The following is a 19,323-nucleotide window of genomic DNA, read 5'->3' as shown; positions in this document are numbered from 1 at the left end:
CCGCCAGGAGCAGCCGAGCATGGCTCGGCTCTACAGGTCCTTGCGCTCAGCGGTACAGGTGCCCGTACACCGCGTGGCCGATCTGGAACAGGCTGATGCCCAGCACCAGCACGCCGACGGCCACCAGCACCCAGCGCTCCTTCACCCGCTTGACCAGGATCGCCGCCACCGGCGCGGCCATCATGCCGCCGATCAGCAGGCCGGCGACGATCTGCAGGTGCTGCACGCCCATCGACAGCAGGAAGGTGGCCGAGATGGTCAGGGTGACGATGAACTCGGCCGCGTTGACCGTACCGATGGTGGTACGCGCCTGGCCGCCGCGGGCGAGCAGGGTGGAGGTGGCCACCGGGCCCCAGCCGCCGCCGCCGCTGGCGTCGAGCAGGCCGGCGAAGAAGCCCAGCACCGGCACCCGACGGATCTCGCCCTGGGGCATCCAGCGCCCGGCCGCGCGGGCCAGGATGATGATGGCCAGCACCAGCAGGTAGAGGTAGATCAGTGGCCGGATGATGTCGCCGGGGATCTGGGTGAGCACGTAGGCGCCCACGGCGCCGCCCACTGCGCCGGGCAGGGCCAGACGCAGGAACAGGCGCTTATCGACATTGCCGGCTGCCAGGTGCGACACACCCGAGGCGCCGGTGGTGAACACTTCCGCAGTGTGGATGCTGGCGCTGACCTGCGCCGGCGGCAGGCCCATGCTCAGCATCACCGACGAGGACACCAGGCCGAACGCCATGCCCAGCGCGCCGTCCACCAGCTGCGCGCCGAGGCCGATGAGGATGAACCACCAGAATTCGCTGCTCAGTTCCATGCACCGAGCCTAGCGCGCGAAGGAGTGCGGACCAAGGTCCGCACCCACCGGTTGCTCAACGGGTGCCGTACAGCACCACGGTCTTGCCACGTGCATGCAGCAGGCCGTCGGTCTGCAGCTTCTTCAGCACGCGGCCAGCCATTTCGCGCGAGCAGCCCACCAGACGGGCCAGTTCCTGCCGCGAGACGCGCAGCTGGCTGCCCTGCGGGTGGCTCATCGCCTCCGGCTCCTGCGCCAGGTCGTGCAGGGTGCGCACGATCCGGTCAGTGACGTCCAGGAACGCCAGGCGACTGGCCTTGCGGCTGGTGTCGAGCAGGCGCTTGGAGATCTGCTGGCCCAGCGCGTAGAGCAGGCGCGGGGCATCGGCCGACAGCGGGCCGAGGAACAGCTGGTGCAGGCGCTCGTAGCTGATTTCGGCCAGCTCGCAGGCGGTACGGGTCCGCAGGATCACCTCGCGGCGGTCCGATTCAACGAACAGGCCCATCTCGCCGACAAACTCGCCGGCACCGAAGTAGCCCAGTACCAGCTCGCGATCGTCATCTTCCTCGGCCATGATCGAAACCGAGCCGCTGATGACGTAATACAGGGTTCCCGCCGGGTCACCGGGTCGGAAGACGTCGGTACGGGTGGGGTATCGCCGCCTGTGGCTGTGCGCCAGGAAACGATCGATTGTGGCGATATCCAGGGCCAGTGGACTGCTAGCTAGGCGCACGGTTGACACGATAGGAGCGCTCCCTCTGCGCATGAACGGATTCACGGGGTCGATAGCGGAGCTTAACCAGCGCAATTGTTAAGGGCAAACAGTGTGCCAGATGTGAGCGGTCTTCACGTTCCCCCCGGGGACAGTTTGCCCCATAATTCACCCTTTCCCTTCTTACACAGGAATCGACCGCCGTGGTCAAGCCGTTGCCTCGCCTGAGGCTGCAGGGTTTCAACAACCTCACCAAGGCGCTGAGCTTCAACATCTATGACGTGTGTTACGCGCGCACCGAAGAGGAGCGTCAGCGTTACATTGAATACATCGATGAAGAGTACAACGCCGACAGGCTGACTCAAATCTTGACCGATGTCGCCGAGATCATCGGCGCCAACATCCTGAACGTGGCCCGCCAGGACTACGATCCGCAGGGTGCCTCGGTGACCATCCTGATCTCCGAAGAACCGGTGATCGACAAGAAGCAGGCCGGCAAGGAGCTGATTCCCGACGCAGTGGTCGCGCACATGGACAAGTCGCACATCACCGTGCACACCTATCCGGAAACGCACCCGCAGGAAGGTATCGCGACCTTCCGCGCCGACATCGATGTGGCTACCTGTGGCGTCATTTCGCCGCTGAAGGCGCTGAACTACCTGATCGAGAGTCTGGAGTCGGACATCGTGATCATGGACTACCGCGTCCGTGGCTTCACCCGCGATGTGAAGGGCAAGAAGCACTACATCGATCACAAGATCAACTCGATCCAGAACTTCCTAGCCAAGAACATCAAGTCGCGTTACGAGATGTTCGACGTCAACGTCTACCAGGAGAACATCTTCCACACGAAGATGCACCTGAAGGACTTCGACCTGGACCAGTACCTGTTCGAGGAAAAGGCCAAGAACCTGTCGTTCAAGGAACGCATGAAGATCGAGGCGCTGCTCAAGCGCGAGATCGAAGAGCTGTTCCACGGCCGGAACCTGTCCGAGTAAGCCCCATGCGCGATGCCCGCAGGCATCGCCGCCCAGGCGGGACGACCCGCCCCGTGGAACTGGTGTCGCGCAGGCGGCATGGTTCCACGGTGATGTACCGACCCACGCCCGGTGTGAAAACACCGGGCCGTTTCGTTTTTCTCAAAAAAAGGTAAGGAGCCCCCACCCATGCCCTGGATCTACCTGCTGCTGGCCGGCCTGTTCGAGATCGGTTTCGCCCTCGGAATGAAGTACTCCGAAGGCTTCAGCAAACCCCTTCCCACCGTTGCCACGGTGGTGTCCGCGCTGATCAGCCTGTACCTGATGAGCCAGGCGATGAAGAGCATCCCGGTCGGCACGGCCTACGCGATCTGGACCGGTATCGGCGCCATGGGCGTGGCGGTGCTGGGCATCTACCTGTTCAACGACAGCGCATCGCCGGCCCGCCTGGCCTGCGTGGGCCTGATCGTGGCGGGTGTGATCGGCCTGAAGCTGGTCTCGCCGAACTGATTGATGGCCCGACCAACGGTCGGGCCCCACCGCACCTCTTGGTAGGCCCGCACCGTTGGTGCGGGCAACCCTTCAAATGCGGTAGGCGATGGTCTTCATCACCTTGGAGGCCACTGCCATCACGCCGGGGATCGGGAATGGCAGGCGGCGTGCGCCGGCCTGTTCGGCGTGCTCCGCATGGCGGGCCTCGTCGTCCTTCATCACGGCGATGACCGCGCGGCTGCGCAGGTCACCGGCCGGCAGGTCAACCAGATGCTCGTCCAGGTGCGCCTCCACCTGGCGCTCGGTCTCGACCACGAAGCCCAGGTTCCAGCCGTCGCCACGCAGCCCGGCCAGGGTGCCGATGGTGTAGCTGCCGGCATACCAGAGCGGGTTGAACAGGCTGGGCCGGCTGTCCAGTTCGCCCAGCCGGGCGGCGCACCAGGCCAGGTGGTCGGTCTCTTCCTGGGCCGCTTCCAGCAGGTGTTCACGCGTGGCCGGGTCGCGGGCCACGGCGGCCTGGCCGAAGTACAGGCCCTGCGCGCAGACCTCGCCGACGTGGTTGATCCGCATCAGCCCGGCCGCGTGGCGACGTTCGGCGCTGTCCATGCCCGGCTCACCCGTGTCCGCGGCCGGGTAGGGGCGGGCCGCCGGCGGGTTGCCGAACACCGTGTCCAGGGCGCGCTGCGCCTCGGTCAGCAGGTGGTCCAGCGGGGTGATCTGGCGGGGCACGGTCATGGCGGTACACGGTGGGGCGGAAGACCCCCGATTCTCGCCCGGCCCCGCGCCCCTGCCAACCCGGCCTTGGGTGCGGGTTGCGCGAGCCCTGCAAGGTGAGTACAATCCCACCTCTTACGCTTCACCTTTTCACAACGCGTGGCAGAGTTCCGGCGAGCCTTTCGCCGCAATGAGCCCGACCTAACCTAGAGTTCTTCATGAGCACTTTCACTGCCAAGAACGAGACCGTCCAGCGCGACTGGTACCTCGTCGACGCCGAGGGCAAGACCCTGGGCCGTCTCGCCACCGAGCTGGCCCGCCGTCTGCGTGGCAAGCACAAGCCGGTCTACACCCCGCACGTTGATACCGGCGACTACCTGGTCGTCATCAATGCAGAAAAGATTGCCGTCACCGGCAAGAAGCTGCAGGACAAGATGTATCACCGTTTCACTGGTTACATCGGCAACCTGAAGACCGAATCCCTGGCACAGGCGCTGGAGCGCCACCCGGAGCGCGTGATCGAGATCGCCGTCAAGGGCATGCTGCCGAAGGGCCCGCTGGGTCGCCAGATGTACCGCAAGCTCAAGGTCTACGCCGGCACTGAGCATCCGCACGCCGCACAGCAGCCGCAGGTTCTGGATATCTAATCATGGCTATCACTCAAAACTACGGCACTGGCCGCCGCAAGTCCTCCACCGCTCGCGTGTTCCTGCGCAAGGGTTCGGGCAACATCACCGTCAATGGCCGTCCGCTGGACGAGTTCTTCGGTCGTGAGACTGCGCGCATGATCGTGCGCCAGCCGCTCGAGCTGACCAAGAACACCGAAAGCTTCGACATCCTGGTCACCGCCGCTGGCGGCGGCACCACCGGCCAGGCCGGTGCGATCCGTCTGGGCATCGCCCGTGCTCTGGTCGAGTACGACGAAACCCTGAAGTCCGAGCTGCGCAAGGCTGGCTTCATGACCCGTGACGCCCGTGAAGTCGAGCGTAAGAAGGTCGGTCTGCACAAGGCCCGCCGCGCCACCCAGTTCTCCAAGCGCTGATTTACCGCGCCTGGTTGGGCTCCTTCGGGAGCCCGCTGGATGGAAAAACAAAAGCCCGGCTTCGGCCGGGCTTTTGTCGTTTCGGGGGGGTGCATTTCCGGGTTGCCGGCCAGCGGCCGGCACTACCCATGGTTTCGCATCTCGGAAGGGGTGGGGTCAGAGCCCTTTCCTTTGGAAAAGGATCCGACCCCGGGCCTCTCTCTGGAGGGGAGCCCCCTTGATGTTCAAGGGGGTGCGCCGACAGGCGCGGGGATAAGGTGGAATGCGCGACCAGATTAAACGCAAAAGGCCAGATCTTTCGATCTGGCCTTTTGCTTTTAATTTGGCTGCCCCGGATGGATTCGAACCACCGAATGCCTGAGTCAGAGTCAGGTGCCTTACCGCTTGGCGACGGGGCAAAACGTGCAACTATTTTCTCACTTTTCACACTGGAAAACAACTTGATTTTCAGTGTGGTGGCTATGGGTGGACTCGAACCACCGACCCCAGCATTATGAGTGCTGTGCTCTAACCGGCTGAGCTACATAGCCTTGGTGAGCCCGCTATTCTGCGGATGTGTATCGTCCCTGTCAACACTTTTGTGTCGTGCTTGTGGGCCGACAGAGGGCATGGGATAGTCCCAACCAGTAGATTTTCTTAGGAGTCCGCATCGTGATCGATCCGGACGGCTATCGACCGAACGTCGGCATCGTGCTGATGCGGCAGGACGGCCAGGTGTTCTGGGCACGACGTGTGCGCCGGGACGGTTGGCAGTTCCCGCAGGGTGGCATGAACACCGACGAGACGCCTGTCGAGGCCATGTATCGTGAACTGCAGGAAGAGACCGGCCTGCTGCCTGAGCATGTGGAAGTGCTCGGGGCGACACCCGGCTGGCTGCGCTACAAGCTGCCGGCGCGGGCCATCCGCCGCAACGAGCGGCAGGTCTGCATCGGCCAGAAGCAGGTCTGGTTCCTGCTGCGCCTGACCGGCGATGAATCGCATGTGCAGCTGGACCATACCGATTCGCCCGAGTTCGACCACTGGCGCTGGGTGGACTTCTGGTACCCGGTGGAGCACGTGGTGATGTTCAAGCGTGGCGTCTATGCGCGTGCCCTGCGACACCTGGCGCCGTTGGCGCGCGGAGTGGCCGGGCAGGGCGTGACCGCCATGCCCAAGAGTGCCGCCGAGGCCTGGATGCCAGGCCATACCGCCGGGCATGACCGCCCACGCAAGCGCCCGCGGACCCGCGGCTACTGGCCGAAGAAGGCCACCGGCGATGGTCCGGCGACGTGAACGGCTGAACGTTATCGAGAATGGTTCAGGTCTCTGATTGACAACCATTCTCGTTTCCATTGGAATAGCCAACAGGCCACTCCTGGCCTGTCAGCCCGGTTCACGCCTGTGTACGTCTGCATCTGCAACGGAGTCACCGATCACCAGATCCGCGAAGCCGCCAGCCATGGCGTCAGCACGGTGGCCGAGCTGACGATGCGTACCGGTTGTGGCGCTACCTGTGGTTCCTGCCTGGACATGGCCGGCGATCTGCTGGCCAAGGCGCGCGCCACCCACGATCTGCCGCTGCCGGTCCTCGGTTTGGCCCAGGTCGCCTGATCGTCTCTTTCGCGGCGCGTTGACGCCGCGCTTCCGCATCCTTCACGTGCGGCCGCACAGGCCAATGCGCACGATTCGCGTTCCTTCACGACTGCGCGCAAGGCGCTAAAGTGCCTGCGTTTTCAGCGTGCAGGAGCATCCCCATGAAGGGCGACACCAAGGTCATCGAATTCCTCAACAAGGTCCTCTACAACGAGCTGACCGCGATCAACCAGTACTTCCTGCACGCCAAGATGCTGAAGAACTGGGGCATCAAGGAGCTGGCCGAACACGAGTACAAGGAATCGATCGACGAGATGAAGCATGCCGACATGCTCGCCGACCGCATCCTGTTCCTCGAAGGCCTGCCGAACTTCCAGGCGCTGGGCAAGCTGCGCATCGGCGAGAACCCGACCGAGATCCTGCAGTGCGACCTGTCGCTGGAACGCGACGGCGTGGTGACCCTGCGCGAGGCCGTGGCCTATTCCGATTCGGTCGGTGACTACGTCAGCCGCCAGCTGTTCGTGAAGATCCTCGACTCGGAAGAAGAGCACATCGACTGGCTGGAAACCCAGCTGGACCTGATCGAGCGCATCGGCGAGCCGAAGTACCTGCTGAGCAAGCTGGAAGAGTAAGTCAGCCGGCCTGGCCGGCGCGATGCTGTGCCAGGTAGCCCGTCAGCGCCACGCGTGCCCGGGCGAATTCGGCAACCAGCAGCGCTACCGCCACGGCGGGGCGCTGCACGCTGCCGCTGCGGGCCTCGTGTTCGATCCGCTGCGCCACCGCCGACAGCGACAATGCCCCCACGTTCGCACTCGATGACTTCAGGCTGTGGGCGATTGCCTGCAGGCGCGGCTCGTCGCTGCCCTGCGCGGCCTGCTGCAGCTGCTGCACCATGGCCGGTGCATCGTCCAGGAACACCGTGATGATCTGGAAGGCGGTGTCGCCGATCACCGCGTGCAGTTCGTCCAGCACATCGCGGTCAAGCACCGGCTGTGGCTTGGAGCCGACTCGGCTGTCGTCGTCTTGTAGAGCCGAGCCATGCTCGGCTGATGGAGCGCGACTGCTATTGGCCGTCAACCGAGCATGGCCCGGCTCTGCAGAAGGCCGTGCAGGTGATGCAGCCTTACCGTCCCCCCAGCGCTTCAACAGCGCATGCAACGTGGTGCGTGCGATCGGCTTGGACAGGTAGTCGTCCATGCCGGCCTGCAGGCAGCGCTCGCGATCCCCGGCCATGGCATTGGCGGTCATCGCGATGATCGGCAGCCGCGCGCGCCCGGTTTCTGCTTCTTCCGCACGCCAGTGGCGCGTGGCGGCGTAGCCGTCCAGCACCGGCATCTGGCAATCCATCAGCACCACGTCCACGCCGCCTTCGCGAAGGGCGGTCAGCGCCTGCTCGCCATCGGTGGCGTTGCGCACCTCGCACTGGAACACGCGCAGCAGATGCTCGGCCACCATCCGGTTGACTGTGTTGTCCTCCACCAGCAGCACCCGCAGGTGCAAGGGCGGCAGCGGGGGCGTGGGCTGCCCCTCTTCGACATTGGCCAGCAACGCGGCAGGGCGCGCAGGCGCGGCCGGTGCAGCCAGCAGCGCATGCAGTGCGGCGTCATCAAAGTGCGCGGGTAGCTGACGCTGGCGCGGGCGTGCCGGAAGAGCATCGTCCTGCAGCCACAGGACCTGCAGCGCGTCGTCCTCGCCACGCTCGGCCAACGCCTGCTGCAGGGTCACTTCGCCGATGCGGCGCGCGCGTGCATCGACCAGCAGCCAGGCCGGAGCCGGCTGCGCCGGCCGTGGTGCCGCGCGCAGGCGCTCGACCACGGCGTTGGCCTGCGCCAGCGCATGCACCTGCAGTCCATGATGGGCCGCGATGCGCTCGATGCGCGCCTGCAGGATCGCATCGGTACTGAACAGCAGCAGCGGGGCCGGCGTGCGCGCCATTGCCGGCAGGTCGCCGGGCACCTTCAACAGCGGGATCTCGAACCAGAATGTCGCACCGTGGCCCGGCGTGGACTGCACGCCGATGCGCCCGTGCATCAGGTCGATGATGCGCTTGCAGATGGCCAGGCCCAGGCCGGTGCCGCCGTAGATGCGGGTGGTGGAGGCGTCGGCCTGGCTGAAGGACTGGAACAGGCGAGCCTGCAGGGCCGCATCGATGCCGATGCCGGTGTCGATGATCTCGAAGCGCAGCTGGTGTTGTGCAGGACCTTCGCCCAGCCGTTGCACGCGCAACTGCACCTGGCCGCGCGCGGTGAACTTGATCGCGTTGGCCAGCAGGTTGCTCAGCACCTGGCGCAGGCGCACCGGGTCGCCGCGCACCGGCAGGCGCACGGAGGGATCCAGCTGCAGGTCGAGCGACAGGCCCTTGGAATCGGCCGCGCGCTGCATCAGCTGCACGACGCCATCAAGCAGGTCACGCAGATTGAAACTGGTGATCTCCAGTTCCAGTGCCTGCGCTTCCAGCCGTGAGTAATCGAGGATGTCGTCGACGATGCGCAGCAACTGTTGCGAGCTGGCCGAGGCGGTAGCCAGCATCTGCCGCTGGTCCTCGCCCAGCGGCCCACGCGCGATCAGCTCCAGCATTGGCAGGATGCCGTTGAGCGGCGTGCGGATCTCGTGGCTCATCGTGGCCAGGAACTCGCCCTTGGCCAGCACCGCCGCTTCGGCGGCCTGCTTGGCCTGCAGCAGCTGTTGTTCCAGCTGGCCCTGGCGTTCGGTGGTGTGGCGCAGCTGGTCACGCTCGGCGGCCAGCGCGCTGTGCTCGCGCCGCAGTTGGGCCAGTGCGCGGCTGCGCGTGCGCAGGCGCAGGCCCAACAGCAGCGCCATGGCGGCCGCAGCAAGGGCAACCAGCAGCGCGCCCCACAGCGGCATGTCAGAGCACCGCGTTGTGGAAGTCGAAGTTCAGGTCGCTGCCGGCCGACTGCACCATGTTGCCCTGGATGTAATCGACCCCGCCGACCCACATCGCGGCTGCAGCCTGCGGATCCTCGATCTGCTGGCCGATGATCTGCAACCCTTCTGCATGTGCCCGTTCGATCGCCTTGCGCAGTTCTTCGCGTGTGGCGGGGTTGGCATGGCTGCTGGAGAAGCGTGCGGCCATGCGCACGAACGACAACGGCAGCTGGCCCAGCAACGCGTCAGCCTCGCCCCCGGGCTCGAACTGGCTCAGGCAGAAGCGCACGCCGGCGCCGGCCATGCGCTGGCAGAACTGCTGTAGCGGCACGGCATGGATCAGCGCGTCGGGCAGGCGCACGTCGATCACCAGCGCGCTGCCGGGCAGGTCGCGCTGCTGCAGCGATTCCAGCAGCCAATCCGCGAACGCATCGCGTTGCAGGGTGCGCAGTGACTGCGAAACGAACAGGTTCAGCGGTTGCGTCGCGTGCCGGTACAGGTCCAGCAGGCCCAGCGCATGATCCATCACCTGCTGGTCAAGGTCGGCGATGCGCCCGGCGGCTTCCGCGGCCGGGATCACCTGGCCGGCTGCCAGCACCGTGCCGTCAGCCTGGCGCAGGCGAAGCAGCAGCTGGTACTGCGCGGTGTTGCCACCGGCCACAGCGACGATCGGCTGGTAGGCCAGTTCCAGCTGGCCTTCCAGCAACGCCAGGTGCTCCTGCTCACTGATCACGTCGCGGTGCACGTGGCCTGCCACGCCGGCGCTGAGCAGGCGTGCCTGCAGCGTGGTGCGTTCGACGGCCTCCAGCGCACTGTTGGCATCCTCGAAGCCGGACGACAGCGGCGCGTAGCCGACCACGCCGCGCAGGTGCACGGATTCGTCGTCGCGGATCACGAAGGCGCGCGCCGACAACTGCTCGCGCAGCGTTGCGGCGATGCCTTCCAGGCTGTCCTCGTCGGTATTGCGTACGAGCAGCAGGAAACTGTTGTCATTCAGGCGTGCCAGCAGGTGCGGGTGGCCGGCTTCCGCCAGGCGCTGCCCCGCCTGCACCATCAGGCGCTCGAAGGCTGCATAGCCATAGCGCTCGCGCAGTCCCAGCGCGCTGGACACCTCCACGAACAGCACACCGCCCCGGTCGCGGTGGGCGAGTGCGGCGTTGAGCTGCTGCAGCACGTGATGACGCGTCGGCAACCCCGTTTCCGGGTTGCTGGTGGCCGGTGCGCCGGTGGCACCGGGCAGGGTCGCGGCCTGCGCACGTGCGCGGCGGATGCGGTTGGCCACGGCGGCGATCAGGTGGCGCGGACGGATCGGCTTGCTCAGGTAGTCATCGGCGCCACTGTCGAGCACCTCGAACTGGCGTTCCGGGTCCGGGTCCCCGCTGAGGAACACGATCGGCAGCAGCTGCAGGCCGGGCTGCTGGCGGATCAGCGCGGTCAGACGCATGCCGTCCAGGCCGGGCAGGTGCAGGTCCATCAGGATCAGGTCAGGGCGATGCTCCTTGATCGCCTGCAGCGCACCGTCGGCATCGCTGTGCACGATCGCCTGCATGCCGGCGCCGTGCAGCACGCTCTGTGCGAACAGGGCCTGCGCGCGGTCGTCCTCGACGATCAGCACGCGATACGGTGAATCGGACGGCGGCGGCGCCTGGTCGTTGTTGCCGGCCTCGGCCAGCACCACCGGACCGGGAAGCGGCGGTGGTGCGCTGTGGATGGCCGGGGCATCGGCGGCGGCACCCTGTGGCGTGACTGCTGCGGGTGCGGCCGGAGCGCTGCTGGCCGTCTCGGCGCTCCAGCGTTGCCAATGATCGGCCGGAGGGGTTTCAGCGCGTCCCGGGCGGGCGCCCGCGGGGGATTCGTTTGCGGCCATCGGTGCTCCTGGTGTTCGCGTCCATTATGCGACAAGCCCGGTGCTCAACCGGTGCCGGTGTGCCCCGGCGGTGCTGCCGATGCGCCGCGCGCCAGCCAGCGCACGCCTTTCCACAAGGTGCGCCAGACCAGCCACACCAGCAGCGCGCCGGCCAGGCTGCAGGCCAGCACCACGATCAGCGCGATCCACGGGTGCGCCAGCGCCAGTGCCAGGCCGCCGATCACCACGGTGTCTTCGGCAGCGGACGCGACCCAGTTGCTGGCCGGTTCCGGCGAGGTGTTCAGCAGGGCGCGGGTGCCGGCCTTCAGGCCATGACTGGCCAGCGCGACACCGGCGCCGGCGGCAAGCGCACCGGTGCCCAGCTGGCCGTCCGGCGACAGCGTGGCAGCGGCAAGGAAGGCGCCGGCAGGCACGCGCGCGAGTGTCTGTACCAGATCCCAGACCGAGTCCACACCGGGGATCTTGTCGGCAAAGAACTCGGTCACGGCCAGCGCCGCCGAAGTGCCCAGCACCCACCACGATTCAGTGGCCTGCAGGGCCGGCGGCAGGTCGACCCAGCCGAGCAGGCCGGCCAGGCCGACGCCGAACACGGTGAGGTAGACGCGGATGCCGGCCAGCCAGGCCAGCAGGATGCCGATCACGAACAGATGGGCTTCGGTCATGGCGATGCTCCGGCGACGGAACTGTGCAGGGGGCCACACTATCGACGATGGCGTGCCTGAACGCCACAGACGGTGGCTCGCCATTGCGCAGGAAACCCACCCGTCCTGTCATACACTAGCCCGTCGTTTGCCACAGGGGCCGTATCGGTGTCGCCCTCGCGATGCCCCGGAATCCACCCATGACCAACCGTCCTCCCATGCGCGTGCAGGTCCGCCTGCCCGGCGCGCCGCAACCGCCGGCCGACCGTCGCCGCCTGCTGGTGATCGGCGGCATCTGGCTGCTCAGCCTGGTGCTGGCGGTGCTGGGTGGCTGCTGGATGGCCACGCCGCGCGACGCCCAGGGCCAGCGCCTGCAGGCCGCCGAGAAGCGCGCCGAGACGCTGCAGGCGCAGCTGACCGAACTGCGCCAGAAGCAGGCCACGCTGGAAGCCTCCGACCGCATCAGCCGCGCCGCCAACACCGAGGTGCAATCCTCGCTGGCCGAGCGCGATGAAGAGATCGCCGGCTTGCGCGCCGACGTCGCCTTCTATGAGCGACTGGTGGGCTCCACCAGCCAGCGCAAGGGCCTGAATACCCATTCGATCGAGTTCAGCCCGGAAACGGCCGGCACCTGGCAGTACACCGCCGTGCTGACCCAGAACCTCAACCGCGGCGCCATCAGCCAGGGGCAGATGCGTTTCACCGTGGAAGGCGTCAAGAACGGCAAGCTGGCCACGATCAGTTGGGATGACCTGCACCAGCGCAGCAAGGTACCGGGACAGGATTACTCGTTCCGGTACTTCCAGCAGCTCACCGGCAGCGTGATGCTGCCGGCTGACTTCACCCCGCAACGCGTGCGGGTGACATTGGGGAGTGGTACGGGGGGTACCACCCAGGTATTCGACTGGAAACAGGCCGGTGCGCCGGCCGCCAAAGGGGAGTAGGCAGATGTTCGGAAGCAGCAAATCCAACCGTGAAGGCCAGCTGGTGGTGGATGCCCTGATCGGCAACCAGGTGGTGATCCGGGGTGATGTGGAATTCAGTGGGGGCCTGTATGTGGAAGGCCGCATCCACGGCAAGGTGATCGCCGCCGAAGGCGCCAGTGGTGCGACCCTGACGGTCGCCGAGCATGGCGTGATCGAGGGTGAGATCCGCGCCCAGGTGGTGGTCATCAGTGGCCGCCTGGACGGCGACGTGCACGCCACCGAGAAGGTCGAGCTGACCCCGAGCGCAAGGGTCAATGGCAACGTCCACTACCAGGTGGTGGAGATGAATGCGGGCGCCCAGCTGAACGGCCGCCTGATCCATGCCAGCGCCCCGATGGCTGCCCTGCCGGCCCCGGAAGGCGATGAGGCCAATGGCAGCAAGGGTGACACCGCCGCACGCCGCAAGCTGGCCGAGGCGATGGCTTGAAAGCCATCGTCGGCACCCCCATGCTGACGGCATGAGCACGCTAGTCTCCCTGCCCGGCGCCACCCCGGTTGCCGCGCCCGATTACCAGTCGCTGGAGCGCCCGCTGAACTTCACCGAGTCGGCGGCCGCCAAGGTCAAATCCCTGATCCAGGAAGAGGGCAACCCCGACCTGGCCCTGCGCGTGTATATCGAAGGCGGTGGCTGTTCGGGCTTCCAGTACGGGTTCGAGTTCGACGAGAACCGCGCCGAGGATGACCTGGCGGTACAGACCAGCGGGGTGACCCTGCTGGTCGACCCGCTGAGCCTGCAGTACCTGATGGGCGCCGAGGTGGATTACACCGAGAGCCTGACCGGTGCCCAGTTCGTGATCCGCAACCCGAACGCGAAGACCACCTGCGGCTGCGGCAGCAGCTTCAGCATGTAAGAGCCCTGTGGCCAGGATGTGCCAACCACGGTTGGCACCTACCAGAGCGGATCAGTAGATCCACGCCATGCGTGGATGCTCTGTGCCTCCATGCCCACAACAGCAGATTGCGCACAGCGCCGACCTTGCCACCCGCATCGATTGGCGGCACGCTTGGCGGATGCCCAATACTCCTTCGCCGCTTTCCGGTTTCGCCTTCGTTGGTGAACCGTTGGAGCGCGCCGATGCCCTGCGCGAAGATGCCGATGCACTGGCGCGCCTGTGGCCGGGCGCGCGCATTCTCGTGCTCGATCAGGACGGCAGCGCCTTCACTGGCGATGACGACCAGCCGCTGGCGCTGACCGGCGCCGACATCGGTGGTGGCCCGGGGGCCGCGATCTTCCTCGGCCTGCGTGGCGAGCAGGCCTGGTTCTCGGTCGAAGCCACCAATGTCACCGTCACCGCTCCGCGCCGCCTCGACCTGCGCCAGGCCGCCCTGCTGTGGTCGATGGCCGATGCGACCGCTTTCAGCTATGCCCGCGGCATGTCCTACTGGCATTCGCGCACCCGCTTCTGCGGCGTGTGCGGTGGTGCTGTGGCATTTGCCCGTGGCGGCTTCGTCGGCCGTTGCGCGCAGTGTTCCACCGAGCACTACCCGCGGGTCGATCCCGCCGTGATCGTCGCCGTGGAAAACCAGGGCCGGCTGCTGCTGGGCCGGCAGTCGAACTGGGCACCGCGTCGTTACTCGGTGCTGGCCGGTTTCGTCGAACCCGGCGAGACCTTCGAGCAGACCGTGGTGCGCGAAGTGCACGAGGAGAGCAAGGTGCGGGTGATCGCGTGCCAGTACCTCGGCTCGCAGCCCTGGCCGTTCCCGGGCGCGCTGATGGTCGGTTTCCGTGCCCAGGCGCAGGACGACCTGCCCACCGTGGACGGTGAGCTGGAAGACGCGCGCTGGTTCAGTGCCGACGAGGTGGGCGCGGCGCTGGCCCGCGATGTCGAGGACGATGGCCAGGGCATCCGCCTGTCGCCGCCGATCTCGATTTCGCGCGGGCTGATCGAACACTGGTACCGGCAGCAGAAGGGCTGAGCCTGGCCGGCGGCGGCGCCTGTATTGCCGCCACCTGAACACGGCCCGGGTTACAGTGCCGGTCACCGCGGAGGGCGTTGCTGCGACAGGTAAGGTAGCGACGCCGAGCGTTCTATTTCGTAGGGAGACCTGCCATGTTCACCACTCTGGCCGCCGTGCTGGTGGCACTGGCCCTGGGCCATGTAGCCCCGGCCGCTGCCGCCTCGCTGCGCCGTTTCGACGGCTTCCGGCGATGGCTGGGCTGGCTGGATGCGCGCGGTGGCAAGGCTTGGCAGGGACCGGTAGGGGTGGCGCTGGCGCTGCTGCCGCCGCTGCTGCTGATGGCGCTGCTGGCGTGGTTGCTGCGCGGGGTGCTGTTCGGCCTGCCGTCGCTGTTGCTGGGCGTGGCGGTGCTGGCCTGGTGTTGGGGACCGCGCGACCTGGATCGCGATATCGAAGCGATCATCGACGCCGATGATGCAGCGACGCGGCAGGCAGCGGTGCGCAACCTGCAGGCGGCCGGTGGCAGCCTGCGCGAGGATGTGCCGTCGCTGGTGGAAGCAACGGTGTTCAACGCGCTGCGGCGCTGGTTCGCGGTGCTGTTCTGGTTCCTGCTGCTGGGCCCGGTCGGTGCGCTGGGCTATCGCCTGTTGGCATTGATGGCGAAAAGCCCCATGCGCGCACGCGTGCCGGTGGAGCCGCTTGCGCTGGCACAGCGCCTGCTGGGCTGGATCGAGTGGCCGGTGGCGCAGCTGATGGCGTTTTCGATGGCGCTGGTGGGCAATTTCGATACAGCGTGGAAGGCCTGGCGCCAGGCCCATGGCGAACGCCTGGCCGGTGGCATCGGTTTTCTCGGCGCGGTGGCGCGGGCCAGCGTCAACGCCGAGCTGCGCGAGGACGCGCACGATTACACCGAGGCCGGATTGCTGCCGGTGTGGCAGCGCCTGCCGGACCTGCGCGATGCGATGAGCCTGGTGTGGCGGATGCTGCTGCTGTGGCTGGCGATCCTCGCCCTGCTGGTGATTGCAGGCTGGGTGACGTAGTTGCTTTGCAGGGCTTGCAGCCCTGCACCTGCAGAGTCGACAGCAACAGCAACGGCAGGATTGCTGCGGGTTGGCGGGGTGGGTCGGATGGCGGGGGACGCCGTGAATCCGTCCATGGAGGCTTGGTCGCCGCATCCATGCGGCTCACACCCCCGCTATCGACCCACCCCGCCTTCGACAGTTTTCCGCGCACTGACGTTCTGTAGAGCCGAGCCATGCTCGGCTCCGAGCGAGCGCCGCGATCCGCTTTTGATCTTCATTTTCTTTTCCGTGGTGGACGCACACGGAAACTGTCCGTGGCCGGGCGGGATGGGTTTGCGGGGGTGTCCGCGGCATGGGCCCGAGGCATGCCTCGGGCGGGTTGGGCAGGAGGCTCAACCCCGGTCTTGCCGTGTGCGCAGGACAGCGCACACGAGCAAGCCGCGGCCAAGCCTCCACGGACGGATTCACGGCATCCCCCGCAAACCCGTCCCGCCCGGCCAACCCCAAGGCTTCTGCCTTCAAACGCCGCCCACCACGAGGGGCTGCGCCGTTGGCTGGAAACCTAGATCGGTGCCAGTGCAGTGAACGGTGCCCACGGCAGGTTGCGCAGCAGCGCATACCCGGGCAGTACCCAGAGCCAGAACACGGGATTGGCCAGCACCCGCATCAGCGGATCGAGCACGCGTGGGCGGATGCCGGCGATGTTCAGCAGCATCAGCAACAGGAACGGCAGGCTGATGACCAGCAGCGGGTTCATCGCCATCGCGCCGGGCAGGTCGAAGTGGACCAGGGAATACAGGCAGCGCGTGCTGCCACAGCCCGGGCAGTACAGGCCGGTCAGGGCGTACAGCGGGCAGCTCGGCAGTGGATTGCCGGCGACATACGGATTGACGTTGCGCAGGACCACCGCGGCACCCACGGCCAGGCCGGCAGAAACCAGCAGCGGCGCCCATCGGGCGAGTCGGGAACGAGCGGGAAGCGCGGACATGCGACAACGGATCCGGCGCAGGCGCCGGATCCGTCCAGACGTATCAGTAGCCGCTGTTGCTCATCGCGCCCATGCCGCCGAGCACAACGAAGAACAGCACGTACAGCACGACCACGACGACCCAGGCGATGGCCGACCAGATGGCCCACTTCTTGGCCTTGGCGGCGGAGTCCTGGGCGCCGGCGATGTCGCCAGCGGCCAGCTTGCCGTTGACCTGGGCGGCGTAGACGATCGACACGATGCCGGCCGGCAGGCAGCAGAACAGGGTGGTCAGGATCGCCCAGACCAGGTTGTTCGGGACCTGCGGAGTCGCAGTATTCATGGGTTCAAGCTCCTTGATGGGTGGTGGTGGTAAATCATTGGTCGGAAAGAGCGCCCAGTACGGCCAAGCCGCCGAACAGCCCGAACCACAACAGCAACAGGACCGGCAGGGCCACGGCCGAAGCCACCGCCCACCAGCCCGCCTTGCGCGACGCACTGTAGGCCCCCGGCAGGTCGCCGGCCGCGCGGCGGCCATCGACCTGGGAGGCATAGACGATCGACACCACGCCCAACGGCAGGCAGCAGAACAGCGTCGTCAGGATCGCCCAGACCAGATGGTTGGGGATGTAAACCGGACGGCTGAGCGGTGGTGGTTGATTCAAAGCAAGACTCCATTCCTTGGTGGCCAGCCGTGATGTATCGGCCGGACCTCCCCCCTGTGGGTGCGTAATCTACCGCAACCGACGTTGCATGTATGCGTTTACAGTCACGACATGTCGCGTACGTCACCGGACGGTGCCCTATGCAGGGGAGGCTGCCGGGCCCGCCTGGCGGGCCGGGTCCGTCAGGCGTGATCGCCGCGCAGGGCCCGCACCTGGGCCTCCAGCACCGGGGCGCTGGTGCTGTGGCCATCCACGGCCGGTGCCGCCACCACCTCGACGGTGGCGCGGAAACGGCGCGGCACGCGCATGCGGCCCAGGCGGCTGTCGCGACGGCTCCACATGCTCGACCACATGCCGCGCAGCGCCATCGGCACCACCGGCACCGGCCGCCGTTCGAGGATCTTCTCGACACCGGACTTGAACGGCGCCATCGCGCCATCCTTGGTCAGCGCGCCTTCCGGGAAGATGCAGACCAGCTCGCCTTCGGCCAGCGCGGCGTCGATCTCGTCGAACGCGCGCTGCATCAGCGCCGGGTCTTCGCGTGCACCGGCGATCGGGATCGCCTTGGCGGTACGGAAGATCCAGCGCATCACCGGGATGTTGAAGATCCTGTAGTACATGACGAAGCGCACCGGGCGCGGAATCGTCGCCGACAGGATCAGTGCGTCCATGTAGCTGACATGGTTGCAGACCAGCAGCGCGGCGCCCTCGTCGGGCACGTTCGCTTCGATGCCGTGCGGGCGCAGGCGGTACAGGGTGCGCACCATCAGCCAGCTGAGGAAGCGCATCAGGAATTCGGGGACGATGGTGAAGATGTAGATCGCCACCAGTGCGTTGGCGATGGCCAGCGCCAGGAACTGCTGCGGAATGCTCCAGTGCAGCAGCTTGTGCGCGGCCAGTGACAACAGGGCCGCGCCGACGATGAAGCCGGAGTTCTGGATGTTCAGTGCGGCGAACACGCGCGACATCTGCGCCTTCGGTGTGCGGCTCTGGATCAGCGCGAACAGCGGCACCACGAAGATGCCGGTGAACAGACCGATGCCGATCAGGTCGATGACGATGCGGATGCTGCCGGGCTGCTGCAGGAAGGTGCCGATGGTCAGCCCGTGCACCGTCGCCTCGCCGCTGCGGGCGAAGTACAGGTCGAGCAGGAAAGCGGTCATGCCGAATGCACCCAGCGGCACCAGGCCGATCTCCACCGTGCGCGCCGACAGCTTCTCGCACAGCAGCGAGCCAACGCCGGTGCCGACCGAGAACAGGGCCAGCGCGAAGATGTACAGGGTCGGTTCGCCGCCGAGGTTGGTCACCGCATAGGCCGGCAGCTGCGAGGTCAGCACGGTGCCGACGAACCAGAACCAGGATACGCCCAGGATTGAATTGCGCACTGCCTTCTGCTGGCGCGCCATGCGCAGCACCGCCAGCGATTCGGGCAGCGGGTTCCAGTTGATTTTCAGGTCCGGGTCGCCGGCGTCGACCTTGGGAATCAGGCGCGCGGCGACGTTGCCGCAGATCGCCAGGCCGATGATCGCGCAGGCCGCCACCACCGTGCCGTGGCTGCCGGCCACGGTGAACACCAGTCCGCCGACGATCATGCCGGACAGGATCGACATTGAAGTGCCCATTTCAACCAGACCGTTGCCGCCGGTCAGCTCTTCGGGCTTGAGCACCGAGGGCAGCACCGAGTACTTCACCGGGCCGAACAGCGTGGATTGCATGCCAGTGCAGAACAGGGCGACCAGCAGCACCGGCAGGCTCTGGGTGAGGAAGCCGGTGGCCGCCAGCGACATGATCACGATCTCCATGGTGGTGGTGATCACGATCAGCCGCGACTTTTCCAGTTTGTCGGCGATCTGCCCGGCCAATGCCGAGAACAGGAAGTACGGCAGGATGAAGATGGCCGGCGCCAGCGTGGCATACAGCCCCAGTTCTTCCTCTGGCACGGCCATGAACAGCAACATGCTGATGATCGCCTGCCGGTACACGTTGTCGTTGAACGCACCGAGCGCCTGCACGACGAAGAACGGCAGGAAACGGCGCTGGCGCAGCAGGGCGAACTGGTTGTGACCGGACATGGGGCCTCCTTGACCGGCGCAG

Annotated in this window: 22 protein-coding genes and 2 tRNA genes; 12 read left to right on the top strand and 12 right to left on the bottom strand. The window is 66.6% G+C overall.

Annotated features, from left to right (window positions below):
• Positions 1 to 46 precede the first annotated feature (46 nt).
• Entirely contained in the window at positions 47 to 808 is a 762-nt protein-coding gene (locus tag FQS62_RS20325) for a sulfite exporter TauE/SafE family protein (protein ID WP_046983690.1), read from the bottom strand.
• A 55-nt stretch (positions 809 to 863) separates the two neighbouring features.
• Positions 864 to 1,553: a cAMP-activated global transcriptional regulator CRP gene (gene crp, locus FQS62_RS20320; protein WP_010482649.1), complete on the bottom strand. Its 690-nt coding sequence runs from the start codon at positions 1,551 to 1,553 to the stop codon at positions 864 to 866.
• 149 nt (positions 1,554 to 1,702) lie between these two features.
• Between crp and speD the strand changes: the two genes are divergently transcribed.
• Both speD and sugE read left to right on the top strand, forming a co-directional pair.
• Positions 1,703 to 2,497 (top strand): adenosylmethionine decarboxylase, encoded by a 795-nt coding sequence (speD, locus tag FQS62_RS20315; RefSeq protein ID WP_014648662.1) that lies wholly within the window; start codon positions 1,703 to 1,705, stop codon positions 2,495 to 2,497.
• 168 nt (positions 2,498 to 2,665) lie between these two features.
• Complete coding sequence (gene sugE, locus FQS62_RS20310; RefSeq protein ID WP_005419816.1) at positions 2,666 to 2,986, top strand: DMT family transporter; 321 nt, start codon at positions 2,666 to 2,668, stop codon at positions 2,984 to 2,986.
• Between the two features lie 72 nt (positions 2,987 to 3,058).
• Here the strand turns inward: sugE and coq7 are convergent, their stop codons facing one another.
• A complete protein-coding gene (gene coq7, locus FQS62_RS20305) occupies positions 3,059 to 3,703 on the bottom strand; it encodes a 2-polyprenyl-3-methyl-6-methoxy-1,4-benzoquinone monooxygenase (protein ID WP_049448419.1) in 645 nt (214 codons plus the stop codon).
• 197 nt (positions 3,704 to 3,900) lie between these two features.
• Between coq7 and rplM the strand changes: the two genes are divergently transcribed.
• Both rplM and rpsI read left to right on the top strand, forming a co-directional pair.
• Complete coding sequence (gene rplM, locus FQS62_RS20300; RefSeq protein WP_005414692.1) at positions 3,901 to 4,329, top strand: 50S ribosomal protein L13; 429 nt, start codon at positions 3,901 to 3,903, stop codon at positions 4,327 to 4,329.
• A gap of 2 nt (positions 4,330 to 4,331) precedes the next feature.
• Positions 4,332 to 4,724: a 30S ribosomal protein S9 gene (gene rpsI, locus FQS62_RS20295; RefSeq protein WP_005411311.1), complete on the top strand. Its 393-nt coding sequence runs from the start codon at positions 4,332 to 4,334 to the stop codon at positions 4,722 to 4,724.
• Between the two features lie 323 nt (positions 4,725 to 5,047).
• Here rpsI and FQS62_RS20290 read toward each other — a convergent pair.
• Together FQS62_RS20290 and FQS62_RS20285 are read right to left on the bottom strand one after the other, a co-directional pair.
• Positions 5,048 to 5,122: transfer RNA gene (locus tag FQS62_RS20290), tRNA-Gln, on the bottom strand.
• A gap of 55 nt (positions 5,123 to 5,177) precedes the next feature.
• Positions 5,178 to 5,254 (bottom strand) — tRNA-Met (locus FQS62_RS20285).
• 121 nt (positions 5,255 to 5,375) lie between these two features.
• On the opposite strand from FQS62_RS20285, the gene FQS62_RS20280 reads away from it, so the two are divergent.
• The 3 genes from FQS62_RS20280 (at position 5,376) to bfr (ending at position 6,928) form a co-directional block, all read left to right on the top strand.
• A complete protein-coding gene (locus tag FQS62_RS20280) occupies positions 5,376 to 5,996 on the top strand; it encodes an RNA pyrophosphohydrolase (RefSeq protein ID WP_043399361.1) in 621 nt (206 codons plus the stop codon).
• Positions 5,997 to 6,104: 108 nt separating this feature from the next.
• The gene (locus tag FQS62_RS20275) at positions 6,105 to 6,314 is read left to right on the top strand and encodes a (2Fe-2S)-binding protein (RefSeq protein ID WP_005411309.1); all 210 of its coding nucleotides are present in this window, start codon (positions 6,105 to 6,107) and stop codon (positions 6,312 to 6,314) included.
• A 143-nt stretch (positions 6,315 to 6,457) separates the two neighbouring features.
• Positions 6,458 to 6,928, top strand: coding sequence for a bacterioferritin (bfr, locus tag FQS62_RS20270; RefSeq protein WP_005419804.1), 471 nt, complete (start codon positions 6,458 to 6,460; stop codon positions 6,926 to 6,928).
• A 1-nt stretch (position 6,929) separates the two neighbouring features.
• Here the strand turns inward: bfr and FQS62_RS20265 are convergent, their stop codons facing one another.
• The 3 genes from FQS62_RS20265 to FQS62_RS20255 are packed head-to-tail and all read right to left on the bottom strand — an operon-like array spanning position 6,930 to position 11,711.
• Positions 6,930 to 9,161, bottom strand: a complete 2,232-nt coding sequence (locus tag FQS62_RS20265) for an ATP-binding protein (protein WP_208042856.1) — start codon at positions 9,159 to 9,161, stop codon at positions 6,930 to 6,932.
• Position 9,162: 1 nt separating this feature from the next.
• The gene (locus tag FQS62_RS20260) at positions 9,163 to 11,049 is read right to left on the bottom strand and encodes an EAL domain-containing protein (RefSeq protein ID WP_057501370.1); all 1,887 of its coding nucleotides are present in this window, start codon (positions 11,047 to 11,049) and stop codon (positions 9,163 to 9,165) included.
• Positions 11,050 to 11,093: 44 nt separating this feature from the next.
• The gene (locus FQS62_RS20255) at positions 11,094 to 11,711 is read right to left on the bottom strand and encodes a DUF4126 domain-containing protein (RefSeq protein ID WP_049448414.1); all 618 of its coding nucleotides are present in this window, start codon (positions 11,709 to 11,711) and stop codon (positions 11,094 to 11,096) included.
• Between the two features lie 179 nt (positions 11,712 to 11,890).
• On the opposite strand from FQS62_RS20255, the gene FQS62_RS20250 reads away from it, so the two are divergent.
• The 5 genes from FQS62_RS20250 to ampE all read left to right on the top strand — a co-directional run bounded on the left by FQS62_RS20250 (position 11,891) and on the right by ampE (position 15,615).
• Positions 11,891 to 12,634 carry a DUF6776 family protein gene (locus FQS62_RS20250; RefSeq protein ID WP_049448412.1) on the top strand — a complete coding sequence of 248 codons (744 nt, stop codon included), beginning with the start codon at positions 11,891 to 11,893 and terminating at the stop codon, positions 12,632 to 12,634.
• A gap of 4 nt (positions 12,635 to 12,638) precedes the next feature.
• On the top strand, positions 12,639 to 13,103 hold the full coding sequence (locus tag FQS62_RS20245; RefSeq protein WP_049448410.1) for a bactofilin family protein: 465 nt from the start codon (positions 12,639 to 12,641) through the stop codon (positions 13,101 to 13,103).
• Between the two features lie 31 nt (positions 13,104 to 13,134).
• On the top strand, positions 13,135 to 13,527 hold the full coding sequence (erpA, locus tag FQS62_RS20240) for an iron-sulfur cluster insertion protein ErpA (RefSeq protein ID WP_005419789.1): 393 nt from the start codon (positions 13,135 to 13,137) through the stop codon (positions 13,525 to 13,527).
• Positions 13,528 to 13,687: 160 nt separating this feature from the next.
• Complete coding sequence (gene nudC / locus FQS62_RS20235) at positions 13,688 to 14,593, top strand: NAD(+) diphosphatase (RefSeq protein WP_208042855.1); 906 nt, start codon at positions 13,688 to 13,690, stop codon at positions 14,591 to 14,593.
• Between the two features lie 134 nt (positions 14,594 to 14,727).
• Entirely contained in the window at positions 14,728 to 15,615 is an 888-nt protein-coding gene (gene ampE, locus FQS62_RS20230) for a regulatory signaling modulator protein AmpE (RefSeq protein WP_049448407.1), read from the top strand.
• Positions 15,616 to 16,159: 544 nt separating this feature from the next.
• Here the strand turns inward: ampE and FQS62_RS20225 are convergent.
• The 4 genes from FQS62_RS20225 to FQS62_RS20210 form a co-directional block, all read right to left on the bottom strand.
• A complete protein-coding gene (locus tag FQS62_RS20225; protein WP_049448405.1) occupies positions 16,160 to 16,585 on the bottom strand; it encodes a DUF2752 domain-containing protein in 426 nt (141 codons plus the stop codon).
• Between the two features lie 43 nt (positions 16,586 to 16,628).
• Positions 16,629 to 16,907 (bottom strand): CD225/dispanin family protein, encoded by a 279-nt coding sequence (locus tag FQS62_RS20220; RefSeq protein ID WP_006473644.1) that lies wholly within the window; start codon positions 16,905 to 16,907, stop codon positions 16,629 to 16,631.
• A 34-nt stretch (positions 16,908 to 16,941) separates the two neighbouring features.
• On the bottom strand, positions 16,942 to 17,229 hold the full coding sequence (locus FQS62_RS20215; protein ID WP_005419784.1) for a CD225/dispanin family protein: 288 nt from the start codon (positions 17,227 to 17,229) through the stop codon (positions 16,942 to 16,944).
• Positions 17,230 to 17,411: 182 nt separating this feature from the next.
• Positions 17,412 to 19,301 carry an MFS transporter gene (locus FQS62_RS20210; protein ID WP_057499266.1) on the bottom strand — a complete coding sequence of 630 codons (1,890 nt, stop codon included), beginning with the start codon at positions 19,299 to 19,301 and terminating at the stop codon, positions 17,412 to 17,414.
• Between the last annotated feature and the right edge of the window lie 22 nt (positions 19,302 to 19,323).

This window comes from Stenotrophomonas sp. SBJS02 (genome assembly GCF_020428325.2).
GTDB classification, from domain to species: Bacteria; Pseudomonadota; Gammaproteobacteria; order Xanthomonadales; family Xanthomonadaceae; genus Stenotrophomonas; species Stenotrophomonas africana.
This window is presented reverse-complemented; position numbering and strand designations above follow the sequence as displayed.